Here is a 17,011-nt window from a genome sequence, read left to right as displayed (position 1 = left end):
AGGATGAAGATTTCAGTTCATGCCGTGGGCCGAATGAAAGCCGGCCCCGAGCGGGAGTTGGCCGACCGCTATTTCGAGCGCTTCGCCAAGAGCGGACCCGCCGTGGGGCTCGAATTCGCCGGCATCACCGAGATCGCCGAGGGCCGCGCGCAGAGCGCCAGCGAGCGGCAGCGCGACGAAGGCTCGCGCCTGCAGGCACAGCTGCAGCCAGGCACGGCATTGATCCTGCTCGATGAAAGAGGCAAGAGCCTGTCCTCGCAGGATTTCGCTGGCCGTATCGGACAGTTGCGCGATGGCGGACGCAAGGCGCTGGTGCTCGCCATTGGCGGCGCCGACGGCCACGATCCGCCGCTGCGTGTTCAAGCCGATCTGGTGCTGTCGTTCGGGGCGCTCACCTGGCCGCATCAGCTGGTGCGCGTGATGCTGGGCGAACAACTCTACAGGGTGGCGACGATCCTGTCGGGCCATCCCTATCACAGATCCTGAAAGCCGCCGGGTCGCACCGAATTTAGCCCCAATGCCGCGTAAAATTCATTCTGGGGCTGCCTCTGCCTTGCGGGGCGTTATTGCGGCCCCTTGGGCGACAGGCGCTAACATGGTTGATGATTCGTTAACGAAGCCGCGGATAGAATCGATCGCGAATGTCTGAAGGCTGGAAATCGACGACGGGCTCATCGACCGGGAGTTCCTGGCGCGCGTGCTGCGGCATCGCGGCGGCGGCGGTGCTTCTGTCGCTCTATGCGGCGCGGGCCGAAAACACGCTCGACATGGCGCCCGATCCGGACCAGAGCCGCGCGGAATACGAGCAGGTTTCCAAGGAAATAACGCTGTCGTCGGAACGGCTGGCGAAGCTCGCCGCCGATATCGCCACGGTCAAGAAGGACCACGCCTCGATCACCGCCGCGCTGATCCAGTCGGCGATGACCGAACAGAAGCTTGGCCAGGACATCGAGGACATCGGCGCCAAGCTGGAAGGACTGAAGGGCCAGCAACAGAAGATCCGCGCTTCACTGGCGGCGCGGCGCGACGTGCTGGCCGAAGTGCTGGGCGCCCTGCAGCGCATGGGGCTCAATCCGCCGCCGGCGATCCTGGTCAAGCCGGAGGACGCGCTGTCGTCGGTGCGCAGCGCCATCCTGCTCGGCGCCGTGGTGCCGGAATTGCGCCAGGAGACCGACAGTCTGCTGGCCGACCTCAAGGAGCAGACCCGGGTGACGGCCTCGATCGAGGCCGAGCGGACGCGGCTGACGGCAGCGGTCGGCGACCAGGCGGCGGAGAAGAAGCGGCTCGGCATGCTGCTGGAGGCCAAGCAGAAGCTCGAGGCCGACACGAAGGCGCAGATGGCGGCCGAACAGCAGCGTTCCGAGCAATTGGCCGCCAAAGCCAGCAGCCTGAAGGATCTGATCGCTTCGCTCGAAGCGCAGGCCGACAAGAACCGCAAGGCCGCGGATGCCGCGAAGGCAGCCGATGCGGCAAAGGCCGAGCCCGGTGGCGACCAGACAGCATCGCTGCCGGTTCCCGAAGGCAACAGGTTGACCGCGGCGACGCCTTTCTCGGCACTGCAGGGACAGATCGCCTTGCCGGTCACCGGCCGCATCAAACGCCGGTTCGGCGCCGACGACGGTAACGGCGCCTTGATGCTTGGGGACATGGTTGCGACACAATCGGGAGCCATCGTTACGGCGCCGGCGGATGGGAATGTGCTTTATGCGGGGCCGTTTCGCTCCTATGGTCAGCTCTTGATCCTCAATGCCGGCGACGGTTATCATGTCGTTCTGGCTGGGATGAGCAGAATCAGCGTCGCGACCGGCCAGTCAGTGCTCGCAGGAGAGCCGGTCGGTGCGATGGGAGAAGCCCGGGTGGCAAGCACCTCGGTTTCGAAGAATGGAAATGCCACGCCGGAACTCTATGTCGAGTTCCGCAAGGATGGAAAACCCGTCGATCCGGCCCCATGGTGGGCGGACCGTTTTTCTGGAAGGACGTGAAATGATGCGGAAACTGTCGCTTCTGATTGCCGGTGCGCTGATGGGCGCCTCCGCCATGAGCCTTGTCTATGGCGCACCCGGCTCGGCGGCGAACGCTGCAGGGTCGGAGACCTACAAGCAACTGGCGATCTTCGGCGACATCTTCGAGCGGGTGCGGGCCCAGTATGTGACCCCGCCCGACGACAAGTCGCTGGTCGAGAACGCCATCAACGGCATGCTTTCCTCGCTAGACCCGCATTCCTCCTACATGAACGCCGAGCAGGCGCAGGACATGCGCGTGCAGACCAAGGGCGAGTTCGGCGGCCTCGGCATCGAGGTCACCATGGAGAACGACTTGGTCAAGGTGATCACGCCGATCGACGACACGCCGGCTGCCAAGGCGGGCGTGCTGGCCGGCGACTATATCGCCAAGATCGACGGCGAGGAGGTTCGCGGCCTGACGCTCAACGACGCGGTCGACAAGATGCGCGGCCTGGTCAACACGCCGATCAAGCTCACCATCCTGCGCCAGGGCGCCGACAAGCCGATCGAACTGACGGTGGTGCGCGACATCATCAAGGTCAAGGCGGTCAAGTTCCGGGTCGAGAACGACATCGGTTACATGAAGATCACCTCCTTCACCGAAAAGACCTATGACGACCTCGAGAACGCCATCGACACCATCAAGAAGCAGGTGCCGGACGACAAGCTCAAGGGCTATGTGCTCGACCTGCGCCTCAATCCGGGAGGCCTGCTCGACCAGGCGGTGAGCGTGTCGGATGCCTTCCTGAAGCGCGGCGAGATCGTCTCGACGCGCGGCCGCGATCCGAAGGACGTCACCCGCTTCGACGCCAAGCCGAAGCAGACCGACGACATCAACGGCAAGCCGATGATCGTGCTCGTCAATGGCGGCTCGGCCAGCGCTTCGGAGATCGTCGCCGGCGCGCTGCAGGACTTGCGCCGCGTCACGGTGGTCGGCACGCAGTCCTTCGGCAAGGGCTCGGTGCAGACCATCATCCCGCTCGGCGAGAATGGCGCGCTCAGGCTGACGACGGCGCTCTATTACACGCCGTCGGGCAAATCGATCCAGGGCAAGGGCATCACGCCCGACATCAAGGTAGACCAGCCGCTGCCGCCGGAACTGCAGGGCAGGGACCTGACGCGCGGCGAATCCGATCTCAAGGGCCATATCAAGGGTGCCGACGAGAGCAAGACCGGCTCCGGTTCCGCAGCCTATGTGCCGCCGGATCCGAAGAACGACCTGCAGCTCATCTATGCCGAGCAGCTGCTGCGCGGCCAGAAGACCGATCCGTCCTTCCCGCCCAATCCGGAAAAGGCCGTGCTCAACCAGTAACGTCGGCAACCGGTCTGGCCGGGTGAACGAAGCAATGCGATGCTGCCGGGACCGAAAGGTTCCGGCAGTTTGATTCGGGGGCAGGACCAGGCCTCCAGATACGGCGCCGGGCGGGCGCCAGGATTGATGAATGCGTGCATCTGTTGCCGAAGGAGGTCGTCTTCGGAACCGTGCACCGGGGACAGGGCTTGGCTGATATCGGCAAGGACATCGAACGCCCGCTTGGACAGACTGTCCGGGTGCCGCGTGCCGCCGGCAAGATCAGCGTAGGCGTGATCGCGGCGAGCGCGGTCGTGCTGGCCGTGGTCGGCGTCTCGGCCGCGATCGCGCTCAGGGAAAAGCCGTTTCGAAAACCGCAGGAAGTCGCCGTTTCGACGCCGAAAGTGACTGCCGCGGCCGAGCCGACCGCGTCGTCTCCCGCATTGGCCCCAGCGGCGACGCCAAAAGTGGAGACGCCGGCGAAGACGGGCGGTCCGCAGATCATCCATGTGCAGACGGAAGAAGGCGATGGCCCGCCCAAGGCCGCAATCGTCATTCGCGATCCGTCGACCGTCGGCCAGAACCTCAAGATCGCGCATATTCCCGACAGGGCGCTGATAGAAACCAGTGAAACCGGACCCTTGCCGATGCGCTCCGCCGATGGCCGGCGGCCGTTCGACGTTTATGCGCGGCCATGGTCCGGCACACGCGGCGCACGTGTGGCAATCGTCATCGGCGGCCTCGCGGTTTCACAGACCGGCACCCAGGCGGCCATTGCCAAGCTGCCGGCGGAAGTGACGCTGGCCTTCGCGCCACAGGGCAACAGCATCGGCCGCTGGATGCAGGCAGCGAGGCAGAGCGGCCATGAGATTGTCATGCAGGTGCCGCTCGAACCGTTCGATTATCCCAACGTCAACCCCGGCCGCAACACGCTGACGGTGGCGGCGACCCCCGACGAGAATCTGAAAAACCTGCACTGGGCGCTGTCGCGGACGACGAACTATACCGGCGTCATGAACTATATGGGCGCGCGGTTTTCCTCCGACGCGGCGGCGATGCAGCCGTTCATGGCCGAGCTCGGCAAAAGGGGCCTCGCCTATATCGACGATGGCTCGTCGGCGCGCAGCCTGGCGCCAGACGTGGCGCTGAAGGATGGCGTGCCTTTCGTCGCCGGCGACACGGTGATCGACGCGGTGCAGGATCGCGGCGCCATCCTGAAGAAGCTCGACAGTCTCGAAGCGACCGCGCGTGCCAAGGGCACGGCCGTCGGCATCGGCTCGGCTTTCGACCTGACGGTCGACACGGTGTCGTCATGGGTGGCCGAGGCCAAGAAGCGCGGCATCGAGATCGTGCCGATTTCAGCGGTGGCCGTCGATCCACAAAAAGGCTAACAGCCGTCTTGATAATTCCACTCCGGCGGGCATCTGGCGGCGCTTTCTGCGCTTCCGGTGCTCGCGTACTTTAAGTACGCTCCGCTCCGGTTCTCGAAATCACTCGCCACCTGCCTCACCAGAGCGAATTCTCAAAACGGCTGGAACCTCACCTATGGCCAAAAAAGTCGACCGCGAAACGCTGCCCTATCGCCCCTGTGTCGGGTTGATGATCCTCAATGGCGAGGGGCTGGTCTGGGTCGGGCATCGCATTGCCGAACCCGACAGCGAATTCGCCGGTACGACGCAGCTCTGGCAGATGCCGCAAGGCGGCATCGACATGGGCGAGGAGCCGCTGCAGGCGGCGGAACGGGAGCTCTATGAGGAGACCGGCATGCGCAGCGTCTCGATGCTGGCCGAAGCGCCGGACTGGATCAACTACGATCTGCCGGACCACCTCGTCGGCATCGCCTTCAAGGGCAGGTATCGCGGCCAGACGCAAAAATGGTTCGCCTTCCGCTTCCATGGCGATACCAGCGAGATCCAGATCAACCCGCCGCCGGGCGGCCACACCGCTGAATTCGACAAGTGGTCGTGGCGGCCGATGCAGGACCTTCCCGACCTTATCGTGCCGTTCAAGCGTCAGGTCTATGAAGATGTGGTGGCGGCGTTCCGGCATCTGGTTCCCTAGTATGTCGCGCGTCGGTCGTGGTTCGAGGGCCGCTGTTGCCGTGTCGGCCCAGCGGTCCTATTGATATCTTATCCGCTACAAGGAGGGTCGCCATGAACGACGCCCCCACAAGATTGCTGCCCGATGATGGCCCTGCCGTAAGCGAGGCGGCGGCCGGGGCCATTCTCACCATCGATCTCAGTGCGATCCGCGAAAACCACCGGCGGCTGAAGGCAAGGCTGGGCGGCGTGCGCTGCGCCGGCGTGGTCAAGGCCGACGGCTACGGTCTCGGCGCGAGCCAAGTGGCATCGGTGCTGGCGGAAGAAGGCTGCGACGTCTTCTTCGTCGCGCTGCTGGCCGAAGGCATCGCGCTCCGGAAGGCAATCGGGGCCGGACCTGAGATCTACGTGCTGAACGGACTGCCGCCGGGCTCCGAGCCGGAAGCGGTCGCGTCCGATCTCTGCGCGGTCGTCAACAGTGGCGCGCAGTTGAAAGCCTGGCGCGCGGCGGCACATCGCGTTGGCCGAAAACTTCCGGTCGCCGTCCAGGTCGACAGCGGCATGTCGCGGCTTGGCATGGCACCAGCCGAAGTCGAGGCGATGGCCGGTGATGCCACCGCGTTTGACGGCATCGACGTCAGATATGTGATGAGCCACCTGGCCTGCGCCGACGAGCCTGACCATCCCGCCAATGAACAGCAGCGGTTAGCCTTTGAGCGGCTGCGCGCCATGCTGCCCGAGGCGCCCGCCTCGCTCGCCAATTCCTCCGGCATCTTTCTTGGGCCGTCCTACCATTATGATCTCGCCCGCCCTGGCGCCGCGCTCTACGGCATCAATCCGACGCCTGCCGAACCCAACCCGATGCTGCCCGTGGTGCGGCTGCAGGCCAAGGTGGCGCAGACGCGCAGCGTCGAACAGGGCACCGGCATCGGCTATGGCCACACCTATCACGCGGAAGGGCCGATCAGCCTGGCGACGATCTCGTTCGGCTATGCTGATGGCTGGTTGCGGCGATCAGCGTCCGCCGCCTGGTTCGAGGGAGCGCGCCTGCCCTTCCTCGGGCGCGTGTCGATGGATTCGATCATTCTCGACATTTCCGCCCTGCCGCCCGGCAAGCTTCGCGAAGGAGATCTCGTCGAACTGCTCGGCCCTTCGCAAAGCGTCGACGACGCCGCCGGCCATGCCGGCACCATCGGCTATGAAATCCTGGCCAGTCTCGGCACGCGCTTCCACCGGCGCTATGTTGGCGGTTGAGCGGTTTGGCCGCGCTTGACAAGCGGACGCCTGTCGGCAAGGTTCGGCGCATGAGCAACCTCGCTTATATCAGAACCTTGTTCAGGGTCTGCCCGATCGCGGGATCGTAGCCCCGGCGCGGCCGCCTTCCGGCGTTCGTCCGTCCCGGGGCATCCATACATCCACCCATCGCCATCAAGCCGCACCGCTTTCCGCGGCTGCCGGCTTTCATCAGGCCGCCGTCAGCGCGGCGGCAAGCGCGCATCTGTTCGATGCGCCGATCCATGAGGTTTGTCATGCAACATGCAACGGGACTGCGTCCATCCGCACAGATTCTGATCAGCGACACCGACCATGACAGGTTGACCGGTCTGGCGAGCACCGTGCTCGACCGCGCCCCCGAGACGGCTGAAGAGTTGCTCGCGGAGCTGGACCGGGCGGTGATCACGGAAGCGGAGGCAATGCCGGCCGACGTAGTACGAATGGGATCGACGGTCACGGTTCGCGGCGAAAGCGGTGATATCAAGCACATCACGCTGGTCTATCCAGGCGACGCCGATATTGCCGAAAACCGGATTTCGGTGCTGACGCCGATGGGAACGGCGCTGGTCGGCGCCAGCATCGGGCAGGTGGTGTGCTGGAGCGGTCGAGGCGGCCGCAAACTGTCGGCGACCGTGGAGGCCGTCGATACGCCCTTCTGCGGCGGCGAGCACTGATCGTGGAGGCGGTGATGAAAAACGGAAGCTGCCGCCTGACGACGAAGGATTACGCCGTCCTGGAAGTGATGCTTGAGCGCCGACGGGCCTTCGCGGATCCGATGGTCCGGATGATCGAAGAAAAGCTTTCCAATGCCGGCGTCGTGCCCATCGAGTCGATCGAAGCCGATATCGTGACGCTGAACAGCCGGGTGGTGTTTTGCGTCGATGCCGGTGTGGCCGAGACGCGCACCCTGGTGCAGAGCGAAATACGTGGACCAGTCGGCTCCAGCCTGTCGGTGGCAACCAGGCGCGGGCTGTGCATGCTTGGCATGGCGCAAGGCCAGACGGCTTCGCTCGAGCACCCCGACGGCAGGCGCGAATCGATCCGGATCAAGGCGGTGCTCTATCAGCCGGAAGCCGCGCGGCGGGCAGCCCGGGAAAGAGCCGCCGCTGGCGGACCGCGGCCGCACGGACTGACCCTCGTCTACAGCGCCGACATTTCTATCCGGCCTCTTGGCGGGACGGCAGGAATGCGGCAGACAGAGAGAGATGACGATCCCGGGCCGTCGGCGGCGTGAAAGCCAGGCGCAAGGTCGGGAAGATCGGCATCGATTTTCGCCGGCGATCGTGTGCGAATCGCAGGTGCGGCCGTGTTCATCGGCATGAAGGACATGGCGTGAGGAGTGAATGAATGAAGATCATGGTGCTGGGCAGTGGCGTCATCGGGGTGACCACGGCCTATTATCTCGCCGAGGCCGGCCACGAGGTGACGGTCATCGACCGCCAGAAAGGCCCGGCGCTGGAGACCAGCTTTGCCAATGCCGGCGAGATTTCTCCCGGCTATGCTTCGCCCTGGGCCGGCCCCGGCATTCCGCTCAAGGCGATCAAGTGGCTCTTGATGAAGCATGGCCCGCTGGTGGTGCGGCCGGCCTTCGACCCGCATATGTGGACATGGCTGGTCAAGATGCTGCGCAACTGCACCGCCGAGCGCTACGCCATCAACAAATCGCGCATGGTGCCGCTGGCGGAATACAGTCGCGACACGCTGAAGGCGCTACGCGAAGCAACGGGCATTGCCTATGACGAGCGGACCCAGGGCACGCTGCAGCTGTTTCGCACGCAAAAGCAGCTCGACGGCACGTCAGGCGATGTCGAGGTGCTGAAGAAATATGGCGTGCCCTATGAGATCCTCGATCCGAACGGCTGTATCGCGGCCGAGCCGGCGCTGGCCGGGGTGCGCGATAAGTTCATTGGCGGGTTGAGGCTGCCGCATGACGAGACCGGCGACTGCAAGATGTTCACCGACAGGCTGACCGAGCTCTGCGTGGCGCGCGGCGTCAAGTTCGAATACGACGTGACGATCTGGCGTGTCATCCGCAGCCGCAATCGCGTCGCCAATCTCAGCACGAGCAAGGGTTTCAAGACCGCCGATGCCTATGTGATGGCGCTGGGCAGCTACTCGGCGGACTTCATGCGCCGGATGAAGCGGCCGATCCCGGTCTATCCGGTCAAGGGCTATTCAATCACCGTGCCGATCAAGGACGCCGCCGCCGCACCGGTGTCGACGGTGATGGACGAAACCTACAAGGTCGCGATCACCCGGCTCGGCGACCGCATCCGCGTCGGCGGCACGGCCGAGATTTCCGGCTTCGATCTCAGGCTGCACGAATCGCGGCGCCGCACCCTCGAGCACTCGGTCGGCGATCTCTTTCCCGGCGCCGGCGCCATGCGCGAAGCGACGTTCTGGTGCGGGCTGCGGCCGATGACGCCGGACGGACCGCCGCTGATCGGCCGCACCGAACTGTCGAACCTCTTTCTCAACACCGGCCATGGCACGCTCGGCTGGACCATGGCCTGCGGCTCGGCCAAGGTGCTGGCCGACATCATGTCGAACCGGGTACCCGACATCGACGTGCGTGCCCTGGCGCAGGAGCGCTATCTGAAATAGCGGCCCGCGCGTCTGCCGACGCGCTTTGTTCTTTGCTTTGATGCATGTCGTTGCCCCAAAACCGGAGCCGCTTTTGGGCGACATGCATCAGAACGCCTGCCTGACCCACGCCTCGTCGAACAGCAGCCGGTAGGCCCACGGGATCGTCACCTTGGTGGAAACCGGGTTCGAGTGCGCGAGGTAGTCGTCGTAGACCGGCTTCATCCTGGCGTAGAAGGCGGGGTCGAGCACCATCATGCCGTTCTCCGAATCGTGGAAGAAGCTGCGGTTGTTGAGGTTGACCGAGGAAATGGCGACCAGCCTTTCGTCGATCATCATGATCTTGGAATGCAGCACCACGTCAGGCGCCTTGAACTCGCGGATGTCGATGCGGTCGCCATATTTCTCGACGAACAGCTTGTTCAGCGCGGTGAGGAATTTGCCGCCGATGTCGCCCTTGAGGTCGATGCGGCCGACAATGTCTATCCTGACGCCGCGGGCGAGTGCCCGGTCAAAGGCCTCGCCGAGACTGGGGGTCAGATTAAGGTAAGGGTTGACGATCTGGATACGGTGCTGAGCGGCATCGACAAGCTCGACGAAATAGGCCTCCAGCGCATGATCATCCTCATAGGGCACCGAGATGAAATGCCGGGCATTGCCCTGGGGGCGGCCATCTCCGTGGACCGGGACGGAGAAGGGGCGCGCCAGGTTGGTGTCGGCGTCGCGCAGCCATATCGTCGACAGATGGGCGGCCAGCGTCTCGACCGTCGCCCGGTCGGCGAACTCGATGTCGAAGTCGCTCCAGTTCGAATAGTAGTTCAGCGAAAATCCGTCGGTCTTGCCATATTGCTCGAGGTCCGGATAGCGCAACAGGTCGATGGGCTGGTGGAACAGGAAGCCGTCATGGATGTTGCGGCCGCCGATGATGACGCGCGAACGCGCGGGGTCCTGCGCCAGCGTCGCCAGCATTTTGATATGATGGACCTTGTGCAATTGTGAAATCTGCTCGTCGATCGGCGCGCCATGGTCCGCCTGCCAGCGATATTCCTGCAATTCGACATTGGGGAATTCGGCCGCCAGGCGGTGCAGCATGGCGTCGTCCTTGTCGCGTTCCAGCACGTCGGTGATCATGATGCGCACCTTGGTGCCAAGCGCTGCATGATGGCGGATCAATCGTTCGACGATACGGCCGGAAAAGTCCGCCTTGAACTCGAGCGAGGACAGATAGATCAGCTTCAGCGTTGGCGCCTTCGAGAAATCGAGCGGCAGTTCGGGGTCACCCTTGTCTATTGCCGCATCGGACAGCGGCGCGCCCATCAGCGCCTCGACCTTGGCGTTGAAGCCGTCGCGCGACTTGCGCAGCAGTCTGGGCTCGCCGATCGGCATGGCGCAGGTCTGCGAGAGCCAGCGGCTGGCATAGAAAGCGCGCTCGAGGGCGTCGACGCCGGCGCCGCTGGGGGCCGGGCAGCGCTGGTAGCGGCTGTCCAAGCTGGCGAGCGCCGGATCGGCGATCTCTTCGCGCCGGATGGTGAGGGGCGCGCCGGTGGGCGCAAGGCTGGAGCGGATCCTTGCCGTGCACCGGTTCAGGCTGTCACCCGGAAACAGGCTTACCGTGTCGTCCTCGCCGGACAGGCGAAAGCCGAATGCCGCGCCGGCGGCGATGATGCGTGAGGCTCCGGCGGCGCGGATCGCCAATCCACCGTCGCAAGTGCCCTCGATGTCGGCCGGCTGCTTGCCTGCCTGCCGCACGACGATCTCGGTGCTGCGCGCCTGCAGGCCGGAGAAATCGAAGGTCTTGGGCGCCGAAGGACGCGCCGCCGCATCGATGTAGAGCGTCTGCCGCGACACCCGCCAGCGGCCGTCGAAACGGCCGTCGCCGCTGCCTATGCCGGCTGGGGGCAGATGTATGTTGGCGACCGGTCCGGCCAGTCGCCGTAGCGTCGAATATGTCGCCTGGAAATCGCGGTTCTGGACATCGCGGCGGTTGCGCCCGAAGGGGCCGGTGCCGTTGGCACGGTCCATGGCACCGAGCTGGTTGTTGGCAAGTAGCGCCAGGAACCGTCGTTCGTAGTCGCTGTCGCCGGTACCTCCGAAAAACTGCGCCGCCGCGACCTGCGCGCCGGGCGTGCTGGCCGATAGCGAGGGCCGCGCGCAAGCCTCCTGTCCCGCCAGGAGGTCGCAGGCATTGCCGCCTGCGCCGGCACAGCCGGCAAGGGCGGCCAGTCCGAACAGGACGAGGATGACGGCCCTGCGGACGCTCACCCGGCGGCTCCGGCCTTCATGGCGCTCAACTGCGCGGGGTCGCGCGGCGGCATGAAACCTTGCGGAAAAATCTTGCAGACAGGGATGGTGAAGGTGGCGATCAGCAGTTCCGCCTCGCTGCGCATCTTGCGGGGCGCCGTCTTGTCGTCGCGGATTGCGCTCGCCGAGGCAACAAGGGCGCCATCGCAGTCGCAATGGTTGCGGCGAGCGATGTAGCAGGCGTCATGGGTTCGGCAAACGGCGTCGAGGCGGTCGACCGGCCGGGCCGACAGATCGCCGGTGCGGGTGCCGGGACCGCAGTAATTGCCGATGACGAAAGGCGAGGGGCGCGCCATGACGTAGCGGATCGGTTTGGGCAATTCGGCTTCCGGCACTTTTGTCCATGGGTTGGCACATGCGGAGACGAACAGCAGCGGCAGGATGGCAAGAACGGCTCGCATGTCTACCCGCGCCAGCTTTCTGAAAGATTTCCCCACCCGACACCCACCCCATGGCCGGCGACCGGTGATGCCACACTGTGCGGTTTTGTGGCAAGGAAAAGGCGGCGTGTGGAAACCTGGCTGTTTTGCCGTGACGGCGCTTCTACAGGAAGAGGCCCCGCTCGCGCTCGACCGCCTTGGTGATGAAGCTGGCGACGATCTGGACGCGGCGCAGCGGCCTGACCGATTCGTGATAGACCAGCCAGTAGGCGCGGCGGATAGGCGCGACCACATCGACGGCCACCAACTCCGGCATCGAGCGGGCGACGAAGGTGTGCAGGATGCCGATGCCGGCGCCCGAGCGCACGGCTTCGGCCTGGCCGAGTGCCGAGGAGATGGCGAAGCTGGTGCGCCAGTCCGCGCTGAATTCTGCGGCATAGTCGAGCGAAGGGCTGACGATGAGATCAGGTACATAGCCGATCAGTGTATGCTGGCCGAGCTCGGCGGCGGTTTTGGGCAGGCCATGCACGTCGACATAGCCGCGGGAGGCGAACAGGCCGAGCGAATAGTCGACCAACTTTCCCGCCACCAGCCGGCCTTCGGTCGGCCGTTCGACGGTGATCGCGATATCGGCTTCGCGCCGCGACAGCGAGAAGGAGCGCGGCACCGGCACGAGCTGGATGGTGAGTTCGCGGTGAAGGGCGGTGAGTTCGCCCAGGCGCTTGGCCAGGAAGGCGACGCCGAAGCCGTCGGGTGCGCCGATGCGCACGGTTCCAGACACGTCATCTCCTTCGCCTGATATGGTCGAGCGCGCGGCGATCATGTCGCCCTCCATGCGCTCGGCGATATCGAGGAAGCGCTCGCCGGCCGGCGTCAACTCGCTGCCGGTGGTAAGCCGGCGAAAGAGTTTCGTCCTCAATGCTTCCTCAAGGGCCGCGATGCGGCGCGAGACGGTGGCATGGTTGAGCTCCAGCCGGCGCGCGGCGCCAAGAATCTGGCCGGCACGCGCCACGGCGAGGAAGATGCGGACGTCATCCCAATTCATGGGGATGTTCCGAATGGCAATCGTCAACGCCGCGTTCCACAGAATTCAACATAGCCATGCCAGTGATGTCGAGCACATCTTATCATTTGCGGCAATTGATGCACAGGCCTCGTTTGTTATCTATTTACTGCACAACGGTTGCGTTCTCCCTCGCGTTGCCTTCGCCGCCGCAAAGGCGGACAATACGGCATCACAAACAAAGGGAGAGAAATCATGATCGACTACGGTCATTTCATCGGCGGCAAGCGTGTCGCCGGCACCAGCGGCCGCAAGCAGGACGTCATGCAGCCGATGGACGGTACGGTGCGCGGCACGGTGGCGCTGGCCTCGCAGGCGGAACTGCGCATGGCGGTCGAGAATGCCAAGGTGGCGCAGCCCAGATGGGCGGCGACCAATCCGCAGCGCCGCGTGCGCGTGCTGATGAAATTCCTCGAACTGGTCGCCCGCGACTATGACGAACTGGCCGAAATCCTGGCGCGCGAACACGGCAAGACCATCGCCGACGCCAAGGGCGACATCCAGCGCGGCCTCGAAGTGGTCGAGGTCTGCATCGGCGCGCCGCATATGATGAAGGGCGAGTTCACCGACGGCGCCGGCCCCGGCATCGATGTCTATTCAATGCGTCAGCCGCTCGGCGTCGTCGCCGGCATCACGCCGTTCAATTTTCCGGCGATGATCCCGCTTTGGAAGATCGCACCGGCGATCGCCTGCGGCAACGCCTTCATCCTGAAGCCTTCGGAGCGTGATCCGGGCGTGCCGATGCGCATTGCCGAGCTGTTCATCGAGGCCGGCCTGCCGGCCGGTATCCTCAACGTCGTCAACGGCGACAAGGATGTCGTCGACGCTATCCTCGACGATCCCGACATCAAGGCCATCGGCTTTGTCGGCTCGACGCCGATCGCCCACTACATCTATTCGCGCGGCACGGCGGCCGGCAAGCGCGTGCAGTGCTTCGGCGGCGCCAAGAACCACATGATCATCATGCCCGACGCGGACATGGACCAGACCGTCGACGCGCTGATCGGCGCCGGTTACGGCTCGGCCGGCGAGCGCTGCATGGCGATCTCGGTGGCCGTGCCGGTCGGCAACGACACCGCCAACCGGTTGATGGAAAAGCTGATCCCGCGCGTCGAGAGCCTGAAGGTCGGCCCGTCGACGGACTCGGCCGCCGATTTCGGCCCGCTGGTCACCGCCCAGGCGCTGGAGCGCGTCAAGGGTTACGTCGATACCGGTGTCAAGGAAGGCGCCAAGCTCGTCGTCGACGGCCGCGGCTTCAAGATGCAGGGCTATGAGGACGGCTACTATATGGGCGGTTGCCTGTTCGACAACGTGACGGCGGACATGCGCATCTACAAGGAAGAGATCTTTGGACCGGTGCTCTCGGTGGTGCGCGCACCGACCTATGAGAACGCCATCAAGCTCGCCAACGACCACGAGATGGGCAATGGCGTCGCCATCTTCACCCGCGACGGCGACGCGGCGCGCGACTTCGCTAGCCGTGTCCAGGTTGGCATGGTCGGCGTCAACGTGCCGATCCCGGTGCCGATCGCCTACTACACTTTCGGCGGCTGGAAGGCGTCTTCCTTCGGCGACCTGAACCAGCACGGCCCGGACGCGTTCCGCTTCTATACCAAGACCAAGACGGTGACCTCGCGCTGGCCGTCCGGCATCAAGGATGGCGCCGAATTCGTCATCCCGACGATGAACTGACCGGACGTTTTCTTCGTCTGCGCGTCCTCGCTCCGGGCGCGCGGGCATGCATCACGGATGGCGCCGAGTTCGCCATCCGGACGATGAACTGACCGGACGAGAAGACGCGATTTTTACTCAAGGCCTAAGTCCCCGGACTTAGGCCTTTTGTTTTTGCAAACGCTAATGTGATGGAACCGGCGGGGGCTCGCGGGACTTAGGGCTGCAATCCTGCCGTGGAGGAGGCGCGGCAGACAACCAGGGCGCCGCACGGCGGGCCGGTGGCATTGCATCGTCCGGCGCAAGGAGGTGTCAGATGACACGACGACTTACAGTGACACTGTTCGTTGCGGCGATGGCGATGTGCACCGGCGCTGCTCAGGCAAATGCGGCCGGGCAATGCGCGGCACGCGCCGATATCGTGAAAGCGCTCGGTGAGAACTTCCACGAAAGCGAAGCCGGGCGCGGCCTGATCAATCCCAATGTGGTCCTCGAAGTGTTCGTTTCCGATCAAGGCAGCTGGACGGTTCTGGCTTCCGACACGAAGGGCCAGAGTTGCATCCTGTCGGTCGGCGAGGGCTGGGACAGCCCAACCATCAAGGCGGCGTTGCCGGGCGCTTGAACTATTTCTGCAGTTAGAGCGGTTCAGTGTTTGTTGGAATCGCCGAACCGCTCTAACTCTTTGTTTTCACGCAATTCCGGATGGAAAACCGCTACGCACTTTTCCTGGAATTGCTCTAGCGCGTCGCGGCCACCTCGGCATGGCCGCGCAGCAGAGCCATCAGTTTCTTGGCGTCCTTGGCGGCGCCTTCCTCGTCGCCGTCCAGGATCGAGCGGATCAACGCGACATGGTGCTCGGCGGATTCCGCCAGCCCGGTGTCCGCCTTGTAGCGGAACCAGAAGCGGCGGCTGTGGGTCTGCAGGGGGGCGGCCAGCCGGGCGGCGAACGGGTTGTCGGCGGCCAGCGCCAGCGCCTCGTCGAGCGCCTTGTCGGCCTGGATGAAGGCGAGCACATTGCCTGATATCACTGCTTTTTGCATGGCGAGCGCCGCCTCGTGGAACAGGTCGGCGGCCTCGCGGGTGACGAAACGGGCGGCTGATCGTGCGAGCACCACCTCGACGCCGCGCCGGGCATCGAGCACACGCAGCCAGTCGCCGGGATGCAGCGGCGCGATCGCGATGCCGGCGCGGGGCCTGACGTCAAGCAGCCCTTCCCAGGCCAGCCGCTGGATCGCCTCGCGCACCGGCGTGCGGCCGAGCGCCAGCCGCTCGATCAAGGAACCCTCGGTGACAAAACTCGCCGGGGCCAGTTCGAGCGTGACGACCATGTGCTCAAGGACACGGTAAGCCTTGGTCGCCGCGGGCTCGGACAGGGTGGTTGCTTCCATGGATATCAAAGCCGGTCTCCTGATATATCTAAAATATATCATAACGAATTCTGCATTGACAGCGGCTTTCCTAACAGATATACGGCTGATATATCAGATGGAGAAATAGCAATGTGGACCGGAGTTTTCCCCGCCGTCACGACCAAATTCACCGCCGACGACCGGCTCGACCACGCCGAAATGGAGCGTTGCTTCAGCTTGCAGATGGAGGCCGGCTGCGACGGCATCATCGTCTGCGGCTCGCTCGGCGAAGGGCCGATGCTGTCGCCTGACGAGAAGATCGAGGTGCTGAAGACCGCGCAGAAGATCGCAGGCAAGAAGCCGGTGCTGCTGACCGTCAACGAGGCCGGCACCCGCGAGGCGATCAGCATCGCCAGGCGCGCCGCCAAGGAAGGCGCCAACGGACTGATGGTGGTGCCGAGTCCGATTTACCACACCAACGCGGAAGAGACGGTGGCGGCCCTGCGCGCCGTGGCCGAGGCCGGCGACCTGCCGGTCATGATCTATTCCAACCGGCTTGCCTACCGCGTCGACGTCACCGTCGACCAGATGGAGGAGCTGGCATCGGACAAGCGCTTCGTTGCCATCAAGGAATCTTCCGACGACATCCGCCGCTCGACCGAGATCATCAACCGCCTGGGCAGCCGCTACGACCTGTTCACCGGTGTCGACAACCTCGCCTTCGAGGCACTGTCCGTCGGTGCCATCGGCTGGGTGGCCGGCCTGGTCACCGCTTTCCCGCGCGAGACCGTCGCCATCTACCAGCTGATGAAGCACGGCCGCCGCGAAGAGGCGCTCGCCATCTACCGCTGGTTCCGGCCGCTGCTCGACCTCGATGTCTCGACCTATCTGGTGCAGAACATCAAGCTTGCCGAAGTGTTCGCCATCAACACCAACGATCGCGTCCGCATGCCCCGCATGCCGCTGTCGGGCGAACGCCGCAAGACCGTCGAGAAGATCGTCAAGGATGCGCTGGCGGTACGGCCGACACTGCCACAGTTCTAAGGAGAAGGTGCC

At 64.5% G+C, this 17,011-nt stretch carries 17 protein-coding genes; 13 read left to right on the top strand and 4 right to left on the bottom strand.

What is annotated here, in order from left to right:
* Positions 1-3 precede the first annotated feature (3 nt).
* From rlmH to FJ492_RS08190, 9 genes are all read left to right on the top strand, one after another.
* On the top strand, positions 4-486 hold the full coding sequence (gene rlmH, locus FJ492_RS08230; RefSeq protein ID WP_140769416.1) for a 23S rRNA (pseudouridine(1915)-N(3))-methyltransferase RlmH: 483 nt from the start codon (positions 4-6) through the stop codon (positions 484-486).
* 155 nt (positions 487-641) lie between these two features.
* Positions 642-1,982: a murein hydrolase activator EnvC gene (locus FJ492_RS08225; protein WP_140769414.1), complete on the top strand. Its 1,341-nt coding sequence runs from the start codon at positions 642-644 to the stop codon at positions 1,980-1,982.
* Between the two features lies 1 nt (position 1,983).
* Positions 1,984-3,315, top strand: a complete 1,332-nt coding sequence (locus FJ492_RS08220) for a S41 family peptidase (RefSeq protein WP_027141729.1) — start codon at positions 1,984-1,986, stop codon at positions 3,313-3,315.
* Between the two features lie 188 nt (positions 3,316-3,503).
* Entirely contained in the window at positions 3,504-4,685 is a 1,182-nt protein-coding gene (locus tag FJ492_RS08215) for a divergent polysaccharide deacetylase family protein (RefSeq protein WP_140510003.1), read from the top strand.
* A 154-nt stretch (positions 4,686-4,839) separates the two neighbouring features.
* Positions 4,840-5,355, top strand: coding sequence for an RNA pyrophosphohydrolase (locus tag FJ492_RS08210; protein ID WP_140509947.1), 516 nt, complete (start codon positions 4,840-4,842; stop codon positions 5,353-5,355).
* Positions 5,356-5,447: 92 nt separating this feature from the next.
* Positions 5,448-6,587 (top strand): alanine racemase, encoded by a 1,140-nt coding sequence (gene alr, locus FJ492_RS08205; protein WP_140769412.1) that lies wholly within the window; start codon positions 5,448-5,450, stop codon positions 6,585-6,587.
* Between the two features lie 275 nt (positions 6,588-6,862).
* On the top strand, positions 6,863-7,282 hold the full coding sequence (gene rnk / locus FJ492_RS08200; protein WP_140769410.1) for a nucleoside diphosphate kinase regulator: 420 nt from the start codon (positions 6,863-6,865) through the stop codon (positions 7,280-7,282).
* A gap of 14 nt (positions 7,283-7,296) precedes the next feature.
* Positions 7,297-7,842 (top strand): GreA/GreB family elongation factor, encoded by a 546-nt coding sequence (locus FJ492_RS08195; RefSeq protein WP_140713130.1) that lies wholly within the window; start codon positions 7,297-7,299, stop codon positions 7,840-7,842.
* A gap of 113 nt (positions 7,843-7,955) precedes the next feature.
* The gene (locus FJ492_RS08190; protein WP_140509939.1) at positions 7,956-9,212 is read left to right on the top strand and encodes a D-amino acid dehydrogenase; all 1,257 of its coding nucleotides are present in this window, start codon (positions 7,956-7,958) and stop codon (positions 9,210-9,212) included.
* Positions 9,213-9,299: 87 nt separating this feature from the next.
* On the opposite strand, the gene FJ492_RS08180 is transcribed toward FJ492_RS08190, so the two are convergent.
* From FJ492_RS08180 to FJ492_RS08170, 3 genes are all read right to left on the bottom strand, one after another.
* Entirely contained in the window at positions 9,300-11,453 is a 2,154-nt protein-coding gene (locus FJ492_RS08180) for a phosphatidylserine/phosphatidylglycerophosphate/cardiolipin synthase family protein (protein WP_140769408.1), read from the bottom strand.
* On the bottom strand, positions 11,450-11,893 hold the full coding sequence (locus FJ492_RS08175) for a hypothetical protein (RefSeq protein WP_140509934.1): 444 nt from the start codon (positions 11,891-11,893) through the stop codon (positions 11,450-11,452). Before FJ492_RS08175 ends, FJ492_RS08180 begins: the two co-directional genes overlap by 4 nt.
* A 142-nt stretch (positions 11,894-12,035) precedes the next feature.
* On the bottom strand, positions 12,036-12,917 hold the full coding sequence (locus FJ492_RS08170) for a LysR family transcriptional regulator (RefSeq protein ID WP_140713122.1): 882 nt from the start codon (positions 12,915-12,917) through the stop codon (positions 12,036-12,038).
* Positions 12,918-12,930: 13 nt separating this feature from the next.
* Between FJ492_RS08170 and FJ492_RS08165 the strand changes: the two genes are divergently transcribed.
* From FJ492_RS08165 to FJ492_RS08155, 3 genes are all read left to right on the top strand, one after another.
* Positions 12,931-13,134 (top strand): hypothetical protein, encoded by a 204-nt coding sequence (locus FJ492_RS08165; protein WP_140769406.1) that lies wholly within the window; start codon positions 12,931-12,933, stop codon positions 13,132-13,134.
* Positions 13,131-14,627 carry a CoA-acylating methylmalonate-semialdehyde dehydrogenase gene (locus tag FJ492_RS08160; protein ID WP_140769404.1) on the top strand — a complete coding sequence of 499 codons (1,497 nt, stop codon included), beginning with the start codon at positions 13,131-13,133 and terminating at the stop codon, positions 14,625-14,627. Before FJ492_RS08165 ends, FJ492_RS08160 begins: the two co-directional genes overlap by 4 nt.
* Before the next feature lie 295 nt (positions 14,628-14,922).
* Positions 14,923-15,228: a hypothetical protein gene (locus tag FJ492_RS08155; RefSeq protein WP_140769402.1), complete on the top strand. Its 306-nt coding sequence runs from the start codon at positions 14,923-14,925 to the stop codon at positions 15,226-15,228.
* A 115-nt stretch (positions 15,229-15,343) separates the two neighbouring features.
* Here FJ492_RS08155 and FJ492_RS08150 read toward each other — a convergent pair whose 3' ends face one another.
* On the bottom strand, positions 15,344-15,994 hold the full coding sequence (locus FJ492_RS08150; RefSeq protein WP_246672656.1) for a GntR family transcriptional regulator: 651 nt from the start codon (positions 15,992-15,994) through the stop codon (positions 15,344-15,346).
* Between the two features lie 111 nt (positions 15,995-16,105).
* On the opposite strand from FJ492_RS08150, the gene FJ492_RS08145 reads away from it, so the two are divergent.
* Positions 16,106-16,999 (top strand): dihydrodipicolinate synthase family protein, encoded by an 894-nt coding sequence (locus tag FJ492_RS08145; RefSeq protein ID WP_140769400.1) that lies wholly within the window; start codon positions 16,106-16,108, stop codon positions 16,997-16,999.
* Positions 17,000-17,011 lie beyond the last annotated feature (12 nt).

Source organism: Mesorhizobium sp. B2-5-4, assembly GCF_006441095.1.
Lineage (GTDB): Bacteria > Pseudomonadota > Alphaproteobacteria > Rhizobiales > Rhizobiaceae > Mesorhizobium > Mesorhizobium salmacidum.
This window is presented reverse-complemented; position numbering and strand designations above follow the sequence as displayed.